The organism is Virgibacillus sp. NKC19-3 (genome assembly GCF_019837165.1).
Taxonomy (GTDB): Bacteria; Bacillota; Bacilli; order Bacillales; family Amphibacillaceae; genus Virgibacillus_L; species Virgibacillus_L saliphilus.
In genome coordinates this window covers 3,511,507-3,525,437 of sequence record NZ_JAGYHC010000001.1, presented here as the reverse complement: position 1 = coordinate 3,525,437, position 13,931 = coordinate 3,511,507, and the positions used below count along the sequence as shown (strand labels likewise).

The 13,931-nt window shown below is 38.1% G+C and carries 12 protein-coding genes; 4 read left to right on the top strand and 8 right to left on the bottom strand.

The features are described from left to right. Positions 1-24 precede the first annotated feature (24 nt). Positions 25-1,452, bottom strand: coding sequence for an SLC13 family permease (locus KFZ56_RS16780; RefSeq protein WP_222643202.1), 1,428 nt, complete (start codon positions 1,450-1,452; stop codon positions 25-27). Positions 1,453-1,784: 332 nt separating this feature from the next. Between KFZ56_RS16780 and KFZ56_RS16775 the strand changes: the two genes are divergently transcribed. From KFZ56_RS16775 to KFZ56_RS19715, 4 genes are all read left to right on the top strand, one after another. Further along, a complete protein-coding gene (locus tag KFZ56_RS16775) occupies positions 1,785-2,846 on the top strand; it encodes a M42 family metallopeptidase (protein WP_222643201.1) in 1,062 nt (353 codons plus the stop codon). 24 nt (positions 2,847-2,870) lie between these two features. Continuing rightward, complete coding sequence (locus tag KFZ56_RS16770; RefSeq protein ID WP_222643199.1) at positions 2,871-4,460, top strand: glutathione ABC transporter substrate-binding protein; 1,590 nt, start codon at positions 2,871-2,873, stop codon at positions 4,458-4,460. A 484-nt stretch (positions 4,461-4,944) separates the two neighbouring features. Continuing rightward, a complete protein-coding gene (locus KFZ56_RS16765) occupies positions 4,945-5,568 on the top strand; it encodes an RQC-minor-1 family DNA-binding protein (protein WP_255585190.1) in 624 nt (207 codons plus the stop codon). Positions 5,569-5,573: 5 nt separating this feature from the next. Then, positions 5,574-5,705 (top strand): zinc-ribbon domain containing protein, encoded by a 132-nt coding sequence (locus tag KFZ56_RS19715; RefSeq protein WP_309228320.1) that lies wholly within the window; start codon positions 5,574-5,576, stop codon positions 5,703-5,705. Between the two features lie 587 nt (positions 5,706-6,292). On the opposite strand, the gene KFZ56_RS16760 is transcribed toward KFZ56_RS19715, so the two are convergent. From KFZ56_RS16760 to KFZ56_RS16730, 7 genes are all read right to left on the bottom strand, one after another. Then, complete coding sequence (locus KFZ56_RS16760; protein ID WP_222643198.1) at positions 6,293-6,739, bottom strand: flavodoxin domain-containing protein; 447 nt, start codon at positions 6,737-6,739, stop codon at positions 6,293-6,295. A 286-nt stretch (positions 6,740-7,025) separates the two neighbouring features. Next, complete coding sequence (locus tag KFZ56_RS16755) at positions 7,026-7,781, bottom strand: SDR family NAD(P)-dependent oxidoreductase (RefSeq protein ID WP_222643196.1); 756 nt, start codon at positions 7,779-7,781, stop codon at positions 7,026-7,028. A gap of 272 nt (positions 7,782-8,053) precedes the next feature. Next, entirely contained in the window at positions 8,054-9,241 is a 1,188-nt protein-coding gene (locus KFZ56_RS16750) for a CDP-glycerol glycerophosphotransferase family protein (RefSeq protein WP_222643195.1), read from the bottom strand. Then, positions 9,234-9,638, bottom strand: a complete 405-nt coding sequence (gene tagD / locus KFZ56_RS16745; RefSeq protein ID WP_222643194.1) for a glycerol-3-phosphate cytidylyltransferase — start codon at positions 9,636-9,638, stop codon at positions 9,234-9,236. The genes KFZ56_RS16750 and tagD overlap by 8 nt, the downstream gene beginning before the upstream one ends. 737 nt (positions 9,639-10,375) lie before the next feature. Beyond that, entirely contained in the window at positions 10,376-11,665 is a 1,290-nt protein-coding gene (gene tagH, locus KFZ56_RS19915) for a teichoic acids export ABC transporter ATP-binding subunit TagH (protein ID WP_222643193.1), read from the bottom strand. A gap of 15 nt (positions 11,666-11,680) precedes the next feature. After that, on the bottom strand, positions 11,681-12,505 hold the full coding sequence (locus KFZ56_RS16735; protein WP_222643191.1) for an ABC transporter permease: 825 nt from the start codon (positions 12,503-12,505) through the stop codon (positions 11,681-11,683). Positions 12,506-12,796: 291 nt separating this feature from the next. Beyond that, the gene (locus tag KFZ56_RS16730; RefSeq protein WP_222643189.1) at positions 12,797-13,930 is read right to left on the bottom strand and encodes a CDP-glycerol glycerophosphotransferase family protein; all 1,134 of its coding nucleotides are present in this window, start codon (positions 13,928-13,930) and stop codon (positions 12,797-12,799) included. Position 13,931 lies beyond the last annotated feature (1 nt).

Sequence of the window (13,931 nt, the reverse complement as noted above, 5' to 3'; positions counted from 1 at the left end):
CTCTCTCCCCCATACTTTTTCCTACTATGGCGTAAGTACAACCGGCTGCCAGAAATAAACAAAGCCAACAATGACAATGATTGCTATTATGTTCATCCAAAAACCAGCTTTGACCATGTCGTCTATTGTTAAATAGTCAGAACTGAACACTGCAGCGTTCGGTGGTGTAGAGATGGGCAGCATGAACGCGCAGGAAGCAGTAAGGGCAACGACTGCCATAATGCTATAAGGTTCTATACCAATACCAAGTGCGAGTCCAATACTGATTGGGATCAACATGTTAGCCATTGCCGTATTAGACATAATCTCCGTCATAAATAAAACAATAGCTGCAAGAACAATTAATAACAGCACATAAGGAAGTGCTTCAAGGGAACCAAGTATTTCCCCAAACCATTCTGTTAATCCAGATTCCTCAAAAGCGGCTGCGAGTGATAAACCACCGCCGAAAAGCAACAATAGCCCCCATGGAAGCTCTTTCATATCTTTCCATTGCATTAAATTGCCTTTTTCTTGCCGGCTTGGTAGCAAAAACATCGCGCTGGCTCCAATAATAGAAATACTCGTATCCGTTAATCGTAATCCTTCTGGTAAAAAGCCAGAGGATATCCATAGTACGCCAGTTATACTAAATATCGTAAGTACAGCTTTCTCTTCAAAAGACATTGTCCCAAGCTGTCTCAGTTGGTTACGCGCAAAGTCATCGGAAATATTTCCTTTTTGCGTTACCTTAAATTGAATACGCGTAATATAAACATATAAAAATACTAATAAGACAATGGTAATCGGAAAACCGAATAAAAACCAGTCCGTGAAGGTAACCGTCTGATCAAGGGTACTGGAAGCAACGCCAGCAAATACAGCGTTCGGCACAGAACCAATTAGTGTTGCAAGTCCCCCAATGGAAGCTGAATATGCAACTGTTAGCAGCAGTCCTTTGGCAAATTTGTTCAGTGATGCTTCATCCATAAATTGATTATTTTTCACTTCGGTAATCAAAGCCAAAGCGATTGGTAGCATCATAAGTGCTGTAGCAGCGTTGGAAATCCACATCGATAAAAGGGCCGTAGAGATAATGACACCTAGTATGATCTGTTGGCTGCTTGTTCCTATCATGGCGATGATTGTCATGGCAATCCGCTTATGTAAGTTCCACTTTTCAATCGCAAGTGCAATAGTGAAACCACCCATATACATAAATACAATGGGATCCCCATACGCCATCGTAGCCGTATTCTCCTCCGCTCCGCCAGTGATCGGAAGCAAGAAAATAGGCAGTAGCGAAGTTGCGGGGATGGGAATTGCCTCTGTTACCCACCAGGACGCAACCCAAGCGGTAACAGCCAGCACTGCTCTTGGTGCATCATCAAGCCCTGTTAACATAGGGAAAAAATAAAGGATTAAAAATAAAAGCGGTCCAAGTATGAGACCTATTTTTTGCCGTGATTGCAATGTCCACTACACCCTCTCTCCGTAATTCTAACAATGATTTGAAGTTAGGTAAGATTGTTGTTTTGCTTTCATTAATCCATTCCGGCGGCGACACATCCGCATACGTTTACAAAAAATGTATATTTCTTAAATTTTTAATTAGTTTACCAATTGATCCATAAGCTGTCAAATAAAAAAAGCTTGTCATACGATGAGTTATGGTGAATGTTGTAAATAGATTCAAAGAATCATTGATTTCAGATACTTTTTTACGATATAATAATTACTTTAATATGTTAAGTACAATAGAATACGTAGAAACTATATATTATTTAAAAAAAGAGGTGCACAATGTGGAGGAATTATTAAAACAGTTAAGCCAACTAAATGGGCCTTGTGGGTATGAGCAGAATGTTACATATTTTATAGAGGATTATGTGAAAGAAAAAGTGGATCATGTTCAGGTAGATGGAATGGGGAATGTGATCGCAAGTAAAAAAGGTGGAAAAACTGGTCCCACTACCTTATTAACAGCTCATATGGATGAGGTGGGGTTCATCATTAAAAAAATAGAATCGAATGGATTGCTTCGTTTTGAGAAACTTGGTGGACACGATGATCGGATTCTCCTTGCACAGCAGGTCAACGTTCTTGGATCTAAAAAGGAAATTAGCGGCATCATTGGAACATTGTCTGTCCACTTTGTTAAGTTTGATGACCCGAAAAAGGTTAGACCTCATTCCAGTTTATATATTGATATTGGTGCAACATCCGCCCAAGAGGTAAGGGATATGGGTGTTGAAGTTGGCACACCAGTCACATGGGCTACCGAGAGTAAGTTAATTGGCAGTGAGGGCAATGAAATGATGGTCGGAAAGGCACTGGATGACCGATCTGGATGTGCTGTTCTTCTGACGGTTTTAGATGAATTGCAAGATAAAGAATTTGCCGGCGACATCATTTTCTTATTTACCGTTCAAGAGGAAGTAGGCTTACGAGGTGCACAGACAGCGATCAACCAATTGGAAGTAGACGCCGCAATAGCGGTGGATACAACAGCAGTCAGCGATACCCCGGAAGATATCATGGATCAGAGCCTGCAGTTATCCGGAGGGGCAGGTATCAAGGTCATGGACTTCAGCCTGATCGTCCAGAAGACAATGAAAGATTTACTGATAAAAAAGGCCCAGGAAGCTCATATCGATTATCAATTAGAAGTTTTCCCAGGCATCGGAACGGATGGTGGAGCTGTCGCGCTTTCCAATAAAGGAATTCCAACAGGTGTACTTTCTATTCCATCTCGTTACACGCACTCCCCTGTAGAATTAATCAGTATGAAAGATGTTGAAGCAACCAAAAGTATAATGACATCGTTTATTTTAGACCTTGATGAGAAGACGGATTTAACTTTTTAATAAAGGAGATAGGAGATATACATCATGAAAAAACGTCCAAAGTTATTGTTGTTCGTTGTACTATTACTTACGATTGGACTGGCAGCATGTGCAAGTGAACCGGAAGAAGGAGGAGGCGCTGCCGAAGGAGGAAGTCAAGATAAAGGAGGGGATCTTGTCATTGCAACGCAAGATGATGTTGTGTCATTAGATCCAGATGCCTCCAACGATACTCCATCCAGTGATGTGCAGGCAAATATGTTCGAAACGCTTGTCACACAAGATGAGGATATGGAAATTCAGCCTTCGCTTGCAACAAATTGGGAACAGGTAGATGATACGACATGGGAGTTTGAACTTCGTGAAGGGGTAACATTTCACGATGGCTCAGACTTTAATGCAGAAGCGGTCAAAGCAAACTTGGAGCGTACGCTTGATGAGGATATCGGATCACCCCGTGCTATGATGTACAACATGATCACGGATATTGAGGTGGTCGATGAGCATACCGTTCGATTTATTACTGCGTACCCGTTTGCAGCATTACCGGCACATTTGGCACATCCCGGAGGTGTCATGATTTCCATGGAACAAATTGAAGCCGATTATGCGGCAATGGAAGAAGGAGAAGAAGCTGGTAGTGTCATTAGTGCCAATCCCCAAGGTACAGGTCCTTTCATTTTCGATGAATGGGAACCAGGGCAATATACCAAATTAGTAAAGAATGAAGATTACTGGGATGATAATGCACTACTTGATTCGGTTACCTTTAACGTTGTGTCCGAGGATATGACACGTATCGCGGAACTTGAAACAGGAGATTCGCATATTACCAATCCGCTTAGTCCTTCTGATGTGGATCAGGTAGAGGAAAGAGAAGGAATGAATGTTCAAAAACAGGAAAGCTCAGCTTTATCCTATATTGGATTTAATATGGAAAAAGAACCATTTGACGATGAACGTGTGCGCCAAGCTGTATCGATGGCGATTGACAAGGAACAAATTATAGAAGGAATTCATGACGGAGTTGGCATACCAGCGACTGGTCCTTTGGCGCCGAATGTATTTGGATATGACGAGGATGTATCCGGACTTGGTTATGATGTTGAGGAAGCGCGGAGCTTATTGGCCGAAGCGGGTTATGAAGACGGCTTTTCGACAACGATTTGGACAAATGATGAGCGCGGACGGTTAGATACTGCAACGAATGTACAGGATCAGCTCTCCGAGATTGGAATTGATGTAAGCATAGAAACCGTGGAATGGGGTACAATGTTAGACCAAACGGCCAATGGGGATCATGATATGTTCGTGTTTGGATGGACTACTGTGACAGGAGATGCTGATAATGGGCTATATCCATTGTTCCATTCGGATAATCTCGGATCCGGCGGAAACCGAACGTTTACAGATAACGAAGAATTGGATAAATTATTAGATGAAGCACGTCAAACCAAGGATGAACAAGAACGACTGAACCTATATAGTCAAGCACAGGAATTGCTTGTAGAAGTTGCTCCAATCGTACCGATCCATCACGAAGAATATTTATTAGGTGTGAGTGACAAGGTAAAAGGTTTATCCCAGCTACCGAATCAATTGCTGCAACTGAAAGACGTTTATATTGAAGAATAAAAGTAGGGTGATGCCTTTTCGCGGGCGTCACCCTCATTCTTTTAAGAGGGGGCGTTTTAATCGAGCTCAACATTGATATATGCCTATGATGGCAAATGTAATATGTTATAATAGTAAGAATACGAATCAGAAAAGGATGGTTTATAATGATTTATTGATGGGCTACATTATTTCACTTATAAACTTGCATGGACTTGTTCACAAGGATAAAGTTGTTGAGATATTCAACATGCAAAATGAGGATTTGAACGAACGAAGGAATTAAATCGATCGAACGAATTGTCGAATCGATCGAGCAGCAGGAAAACCCGATCGATCAATTGCTAGAATCGATCGAGAAAGCATCCAAATCGAGCGAGCTCCAAGCAACAACGGACGAAATGCACCCTACATCGACATTAGCGCAGCAAGTTTGGCACTGTACTCGATAATAAGACCAATAACGGACAGTAAAACCTATTTCGGAAAAGGAGCTGTTTTACCTATGGCACTAGAGACAAAGCGGTTGCCCGAGGCCGATATCCGGGCAATTTTGCGCGCGGCAGATGAGCTTATCGCCGTAGGAGGCCGGACGCTACTTGCTAAAATTCTCAAAGGCTCACGTGAGAAAAAAGTGCTGCAACTGGAACTGGATGATTGCCCGGTCTATGGTTATTTTAAAGGAGTGAAACTTGATGACGTCGTTGAGAAAATTGACTGGATGCTCGATTATGGTTTTTTGGATATAGAATATAGCGGCAAATTGCCAATGATCATTTTTACAGAAAGAGGATGGGAAATCGAACGTGATCAAATGGCTGATGAACTTCTGCAAGAATGGGATGATTGGCTGGAAGCTGAGAAGCGAAGTCCGGATATGCACTATTTAAAAGATCGCAACCGCGGCATGATTCTATTATTGCTCGATAAGGTGAAAGAAACCGATAACGAAAAGTATATTCCTTACTTAAAGGAATGGAAAAAAATGGATTATAAGAAAGTAAGAGCAGTGATTAGGGAGACAGTCCAGGCACTCAAATCAGATGAGCCGGTCGATTTGAATGCTGCGCGTGGACGGAATGCGTCGGTCCAGAAAGCACTAAGAGGATTCGAACCCCAAGATCTTTGACTAAAATGTTGGGAATGCGGGGACGCTTCCTTTTTACCGTAGGCGAACAGCAATTTTATAAACAAAAAGGATTTGTAAAACCGAAAAGATGCCCATCGTGCCGGGGAAGGCTACATCAAGATGTGTGGTTAGAATGATCAAGCAAATGCTGAAAAGGAGAAGTGATACGATTTTAGACGAATTTCTGCAAGAACAGCATGACCGACCGACTGAAAGGAAAAACATACCGCGATTATGAAAGTGCCATTGAATTGTTTCAGGGTTATCTCAATATGTATGCGCCAAATTATTTATCAAATGGCTGTATGCAAATAATTACATCGGCAGGGGAGAATACGATGATGTACAAGAATACTTAGATGAAGCCAAAGATCTTCCCGATGTCGAAAAACTAGCGGGCCTGATTTTCGATTATTCAAGAGGGACGGTGGATGTCGTTACTGCTATTCGGACGCTCATCGATGGAGCTGAAACAGTGCTGTTGGAAGATGTGGGTCTATGACCTTTTAATAATCTCTATAAGAAAAAAGAGTTGACCAGCTCGATGATAAAGGCAGACCTTCAGAAAAGGGGAGTGCCAAAATTCATCTGGTATTGCCTATCTTTATAATTCCGATCGAGTAGCACTGCAAATCGATCGAGTGCAAGTTCAACTCGATCGAGAGGCAACCCGAATTGATCGAGCAGGCACTCAAACCGATCGAGTGGTAGCAACACACTTGCATCACTTATTCAATTCATTCAAAAATTCGTCCACAAAACGTTTGCAATGCTCGATATCCTTCTGATCAGGCTCAAGTTCAATCTTTAATTTTTCGTCATAGACTTTTCCGTTTTGCTTTTCTGCTTTCATCGCCATGGTTTCAAGTGCTGGGCCGTATACATCATAGTAGGAGTCACAGGAGCCGAAAACCCCAATTAGCTTTCCGGTTAAGTCAACGTCATCCATATCATCATGGAATCCATCCACTTCGATTGGAATATCGTCATCCCATGAGTAGGAGCCAATTAATATGCCATCAAAGTTCTTCAATTCCTTTGCTTCGATTGGGTCGAAATCAAATGTTTTTACTACTGTATCGTGACGTTCTTGGATGTGCTCCACGATTGCTTCTGCCATCATTTCTGTGCTGCCTGTCAAGCTTGCGTATAGTACTAGAATTCTAGCCATTTTATAACCATCTCCTTAAACTGAAAACCTATCTATAGTATACGTCTAAATGAGAATCATTTTCAATAAAAAGAAATGGTTACAGTAGTTAACTGCCTCATGTCCCGTGCAAAAATTTCACCGGAAGTATTTTTAAAGCTGCATCCAACATGCAACACACCATATGTTGGCATCATTTTCACTGTTGTTATTTCGATGGTGGCACCCAAACAACCAATAATGATCCATTTCGTTCAACTAATATTCTGCGGGATGCAACGAAAAATCCCACTGCATAAATGTCCCTTTAGGAAATGACATCAGGGGTTTCAGGCATGATCTGACCACCATCTACTACGAGGGATTGACCAGTAACATATTTAGCTTCTTCTGACGCAAAGAAGCAAACTGTTACACCAATATCCTCCGGTTCTCCTAACCTTTTCATTGGAACAGCTTCTGCACCTTTTTCACTTAAAACGCCTAATTGTTCTTTTAAGCCTTCTGTAGCAATCATTCCAGGTTGGATAGAATTTACTGTCACCCCATATTTAGCATATTCTAATGCGGCACTTCTCATAAACCCAAGGATTCCAGCTTTTGTTGCACCATAAATAGAACCTCCAGGATATCCGGTTATGTCTCCTGTAATAGACGATGTAAGAATAACACGACCGTAATTTTGCTTTTTCATCACGTTCAATACTGGTTTTACAATGAAGAAGATTCCTTTTAAATTAATGCTTTGAATGGTTTCCCAATCTTCTTCTTCCATGTCTTCAATTAACACTTCCGGAAAAATACCTGCATTTGCAGCTAAAATATCAATGCTGTCATGTTTTGCTACGATATCTTGTACAACTTGTTCAGCATTATGCTTATCCGTAACGTCCAACTTATGAAATTCACCACCAACTTCCTTTGCAGTTGCTTCGCCTGCCGCCTCATCGATGTCACAAATCATCACGTTTGCGCCTGCTTTCGCTAATGTTTTCACGATTCCTTGTCCAATACCATTCGCTCCACCAGTGACTAAGGCAATGTTCCCTGTTAAATCAAACATCATATCTCCTCCTTGTAAATTCCAATCTATGTATATTTTATCATAGATTTGGTGAGAAACCTCTATTTTGTCCGGATGTTTATTTCATAAATAGGATCGGATTCAAAATACGAACTATAGAAATTATATTTCCATTTTCCATGGAAGAACATAATTTTCAGTTAATATTCGTATAAATAAGGAAAATATCACAAATAATGACAGGGAAATGGCAAAAAGTCCAAATGAAAAATACCCTTTTTAGAAAGTATTATCTTTCAAAAAAGGGCGCTTTAAATAAGGGCTTCTTCTCTTTCTTTTTCCTCTTCTTCTGTACCTGTTAGAAATCGAGCTAATCTTATACTGGAATTGCCATCAGAATATTCATTCCATTCTGCTGCAAATGCATTTATCTGATTGCGATCGAAATCGTCTTCTTTAATCACTTGTATGATCGCATCAGTAGAAGTAACAACAGGACCGGGCATCTGATTCTCGTAATCTTCTATCAGTCCACTCGTCACTTTATATTCATCCATATCATAAGCATAGAATATCATTGGTTTACGAAGCAATGCATATTCAAATGGAATCGATGAATAATCGGTGATCAATAAGTCCGAAATTAACAATAAATCATTGGTGTCATCAAAATCGGATACATCATATATAAAATCACTGTAAAATTCTCTAAGTTTATTGGAAATAGCAGGGTGGAGTTTGATAAATAATACATATTCCTCGGAAAGCTCATGATAGAGCTTTTCAATATCCAGATTTAGTTGGTATGCAGAGAGTTCTTCATTACGATACGTTGGTGCATATAATAGTACTTTTTTACGCGCAATGATTGGAAAGCTCCGTTTCAACTCCTGGTAGATCCGCTGTTTTTCTTTATTGTTTATTAAGATATCTGTACGCGGTATTCCTGTTCGTAAAATCCGATCATTCGTCAATCCAAAGCTTTTGTTAAACGTATTCGCCATTGCTTCAGAGCCAACGACGGTATAATCAAAACGACGATACACTTGTTTAAAACGGTCGATTGCCTTTTCATTGCGATGTTCATTCGATGGATCCAACAGGCCAAACTGTTTAATCGCTCCAGCCGCATGCCAAAGCTGAATACAAGTTGTCCCATGTCTAAAGTTCACGGCAGCTAAAAAACCATAATAGGTATCTACCAAAACATTGCTAGCTGTAGCTAAGTGATAAATAGATTTCAAATAATCAATGGGATGCTTCAGGTCAAACATGACTACATCACTAATTGATTCATCAAAGTCATATCGACAAGATTTATCTTTCAAAATAACAATTTCTTCATTGGATATATTTCGCAAAGAACGGGTTGCATAAAAAATATTATCCCCAAATGAAGCAACACCGACTGTTTTCTCCTTTTGAGGAAATAGTTTGAATGAACTAAAGAGTATACGGAAAACAAAAAGATACACAGAAACGATGACTTCTCTAGCCATTATTAGCCTTATTCAGGTTTAAGTCTGTTTTAATTTTTGTAGTTGAGATACCGACTGTCCGAGGTAAATAAACAACTTCGCATTGATCTTTTAGGAAATCGAACTCACCTTCCCAGTCATCTCCCATTACAAAAACATCAACGTCATGCTTTTCTACATCATCTTTCTTTTGTTCCCACGTATACTCCGGAATTACTTCATCCACATAACGAATCGCTTCAAGTATTGCCTTACGCTGTTCAAATGAATAATATGCTTCCTTACCTTTAATGGCATTAAATTCATCTGCTGAAATAGCGACAATCAAATAATCTCCACATTGCTTAGCACGGCGTAGTATATTAATATGACCAGTATGAAGTAAATCGAATGTTCCGTAGGTGATTACTTTTTTCATCTTGAAAAACCTCCGTCATTTAATTCCTGTATCCTAATATTACTATATATGCTTTACATTTGTTTAACAAACACTTAACAAAAAATCTACATCTTTATTATACTATAAAACTTGAAGAATAGAAACATGTATTTTAAAAATGAATTTTTTGTAAAAAAAGGTTGGATATTGAAAGAAAATGTAGAAACTGTATTTCTCTCTTAGGCTTAAGGTTATTTGCGTACATCAATACTGAAAACAAATTCTTTATCAATAATAGGGATTATTTATAGTTATGTAGAGAGTAAATCGGGTGACATATATAGAGGCATTAAAAGAATAAAAAAGAGAGAAACGATAAGTAGCAGCATCTAATAATTAAATATGGAATAATCTGGCTAACCACCGCTCACTCTCGCTGCTTGTAAATTGCTCAATAAACAGGGACATAAGTTAAACGGAGCCAGCCATTTCAAATTTTTCCAAGTAGCAAGTTAAGAGAAGAATTAGGGTAGACGAAATAAGATTAATCTAAAGATTCAAGTTATGGCACAATAAAAGGAAAAAAGTAAGTAACTACCTATATTATTGGCTTAAAACAAATATATATACATAAACCCTTTCTTTTTACTTTTTTGCAGTTGATAAATAAAAAAGACTATTTGTCAAGAACCTGTAGGGCGACGTAAAGACTTTTAATAGTTCTTCAGGAAATTACTTTAGATACCTCATTCTTATCCTGTAATACTTTTATATTTTCATTCTTTTACAAACTTTCGCCGCACCCATACCTGCTCATCATCTAGCTTTCCATGATACCAAGTAGCTTTACCGACGGTTTCTGTCCTATCTACTTTGAACTGCCAGTCTCTAAAAGGGGATAGATCTTTGTAAATGCAGTTCTTTTTTGCTCCCCAAGGTCGATTAAAGGCCATCCCATCTCCGGTTAGATAAAATGTTTTAGGATCTTGGTCGATAACCGTGTTTTTAAAACTTTTCACGTTCGCTGCCTCTATCCAACCAATAACACCGTTTTCAGCACTTGGTAATTCACTTAACAAATAAAACAATTCATTATTGTAAACAGCTTTACGCTTAATATAATAAACATAGTGCTTATATCGCTTTGCAGCTTTTTTATCGTTCGCATTGTTCGGCCGTGAGAAAATATAGACTTCCTCCTCTGAGTTAATACGTCCTAGCCGACTTTCAACTTTTTCCGTGTATTTATTTTCATAATCAATGGAGAGGTCTTCTTCTATAACAGGTTGATCATCAAAAGCTCCATCTCTGTATAATTCTCTTTCTTTTTTCGTCATTTGTTTCCACCGTTTTAAAAACGCTTCATACTTTGGTAGAACATCCTCAACGGCTCCGTATTCCTTTACTTTTCCAAATTCCAGCCATAGAATTTTTTCACAAAACTCCTTCATTTGCTTAATAGAATGGCTAACAAATATCATGGTTTTTCCTTGGCTCTTGAATTCCTTCATTTTATTAAGACTTTTTTCAGCAAATGCTTTATCTCCTACAGATAAAGCTTCATCGATAATCAAAATATTTGGGTCTACATTCACCGAGATCGCAAAGCCGAGTCGAGATTTCATTCCACTGGAATATGATTTAACAGGTTGATCTATAAACTGACCTAATTCCGAAAATTCGATGATCGCCGGTTCCAATTCTTTTATCTCAGCTTTATTAAAACCTAACATTAGACATTTTAATTCAATATTATCTCTTCCAGTTAAATCATTCTTTAATCCGGCCGAAACTGCAATCAAAGATGCTTCTCCATTCAATTTAACGGATCCTGATGTTTCAGGAACAATGCCTGCAATAATATTGGATAATGTAGATTTTCCAGACCCATTTATTCCTACAAAGCCAATAATATCTCCCTTTTCAGCTTCAAAGTTGACATCTGTCAATGCGTAAAAGGCTTCTCCATAACTCTTTGGCGTAACCAAATCTAATAAACGTTCTTTATTACCCTGATATAGCTTATACTTTTTTGTAATATGTTTGGCAATTATTGCTTTTTTCATTATCATCACGAACCCTTACAAATAATCAATAAAGTGTCTGCGGAATTTTACGTGCAGTACGGAACCGAAAAGGAACAGAACAATGACTAATCCCCAGAAATAAAGAGTGTATTGCCAATGCTCGATAAAGTACCACTCTGTACCGAAAAACGATGATCGATATCCTTCTATCAAGTATAGCAATGGATTTAGCTTTAACATTTTCATGATGTTAGGAAATTGATCTGTTAAAATCGTTAGTGGCCACAACACACCAGAAACATAGAGGAACATACGCAATGTTGAGTTTATCAGCATATGTATATCCCTTATGATAGTGGATAGTGTTGATGTGATAAGTGAAATGGCAAAAAATAAACAAAGTGCACCAAATATATAATAGATCAATTGTAAATAATAGATATTCACATAAAACCCGTTAAACTGCAAGATCACAATTGTAATTAACAACATAATCAGATGTACATAGAATTGTGAAAAAATAGTATAACTCGGAATAACACTCATCGGGAAATTCATTTTTGTTAACATGCGTAACTTCGTATAGATCGACTTGGACCCTTCAATCGTTGATTTATAAAAGAAGGTCCATAGAAAAAAAGCTGCTATTAACCAGAAAAAGAACGTTATGTCTTCTCCGCCTACTTCAACTGGATCCCGATGTCTTATTGTACCAAATACAAACCAATAAATTAATAATTGGAAGGATGGATTGAGGAATTCCCAAACCATGCCTAAATAATTGCTACGGTTTCTGCTTTTTAATTCATACAACGATAGACGTCTTATTAAATAAAAGTATTTAAATTGTTCTTTTAAAACTGTTATTGCAGATTTCATGATATATCCTCTCAGACTTGAAAACTGTACCGAGTTACATTTCAGCTTATCTAAAATTATTATGCTTATAACACTTAACAAATTATACAAATAACAATGATAAAAAACAATAAAAAGAAGGCTTTCACCTTCATTTATATTATCACGATGCAACTAGCTAGATTAAACAACTCTAACCAAGTCAATTTTTTTAAATAGTAATTACCATCTCTTAGGTGTATATTTCAATATTTTACATAAAGGTATCAGGTATATATTGTCTTGTGTAATAATCGATATACCATTTCCCTATTAATTATTAAGGAAATGGTGAACGACTTTTGCAGATACATGATCAATACTGTCAAAATTGTAATGCACCATTCGAGAAGTATCAAATGACTCGTTCCTCTCCCTTTCATTTATCCACTTCACTACTTGTTTGACATCGAATAGCTGGACGCCATCGGAAATATCCTCTATATCTTGGTAGAAGCCTCGGTTTTCTTTGTATTGTTTTATATCGGGAATAAAGTGAGCAATAGGCTTTTTTAATAAGGCAAATTCAAACACTGAAGAAGAATAATCCGTAATAAAAGCATCTGCCAGTAGCATCCACTCGTTGATGGAATATATTGATGCTAACACAACATTGTTGTATTCCCGTAATACATCTAATTCATTAGAATTCATATATGGATGTGGTTTAAAAATAATCCTTTTATTACAGTCAATACTCGCGGCAACTTTGATTATAAGCTCAATTGTATTGATTGCAGACTCACCCTGAGGGCCCTTTGCTCGATAAGTGGGTGCAATTAAAATGTTTACAATTTTGTCTTTTAGCATGGGAAAATCTTGATATATAGAAGCTACAATAGAGGCACACTTTTCCTCTTGTTGAAACAAATCTGTTCGTGGCACTCCAATTGGTATAATATTTTTTACATGCATATGAAATGCCTCTGCATAATATGGGACTACTTTTGTCGATGATACATACACATGTGTATAATTAGAATGTACGGGAACAATTTTCAGATAACGGGAATCAGCACCAAACTTTGTGCCAACTGCGCTATAGCCGAATTTTTTGAATGCTCCCGCTGCATGCCAGAGTTGTATTACTTTCAAGTTCATCTTGGGATAAGCTAGGTAAACTGGTAAGTAATAGTCATCCAAAATTAAGTAGCTTGCATTGGAGAGGGAGATCGCCTCTTTCAGTAACCTAAGATTCATCTTATTTTCCGCAGAAATAAGATGAATCTTAGCGTCTGGCATTTGTTTTGTTAATTCATCTGAAACAAACTTTAAATTACCTTCCAATTCTTTAGACCGATATAACGAAATTATAACTTTATGCTTGTCCTGTTTTCTAAAGAATGATGAAAGGCGAAAGACCATTCTAAACAGTGCTTTATACCATTTAAAATAATTCAACTTCACA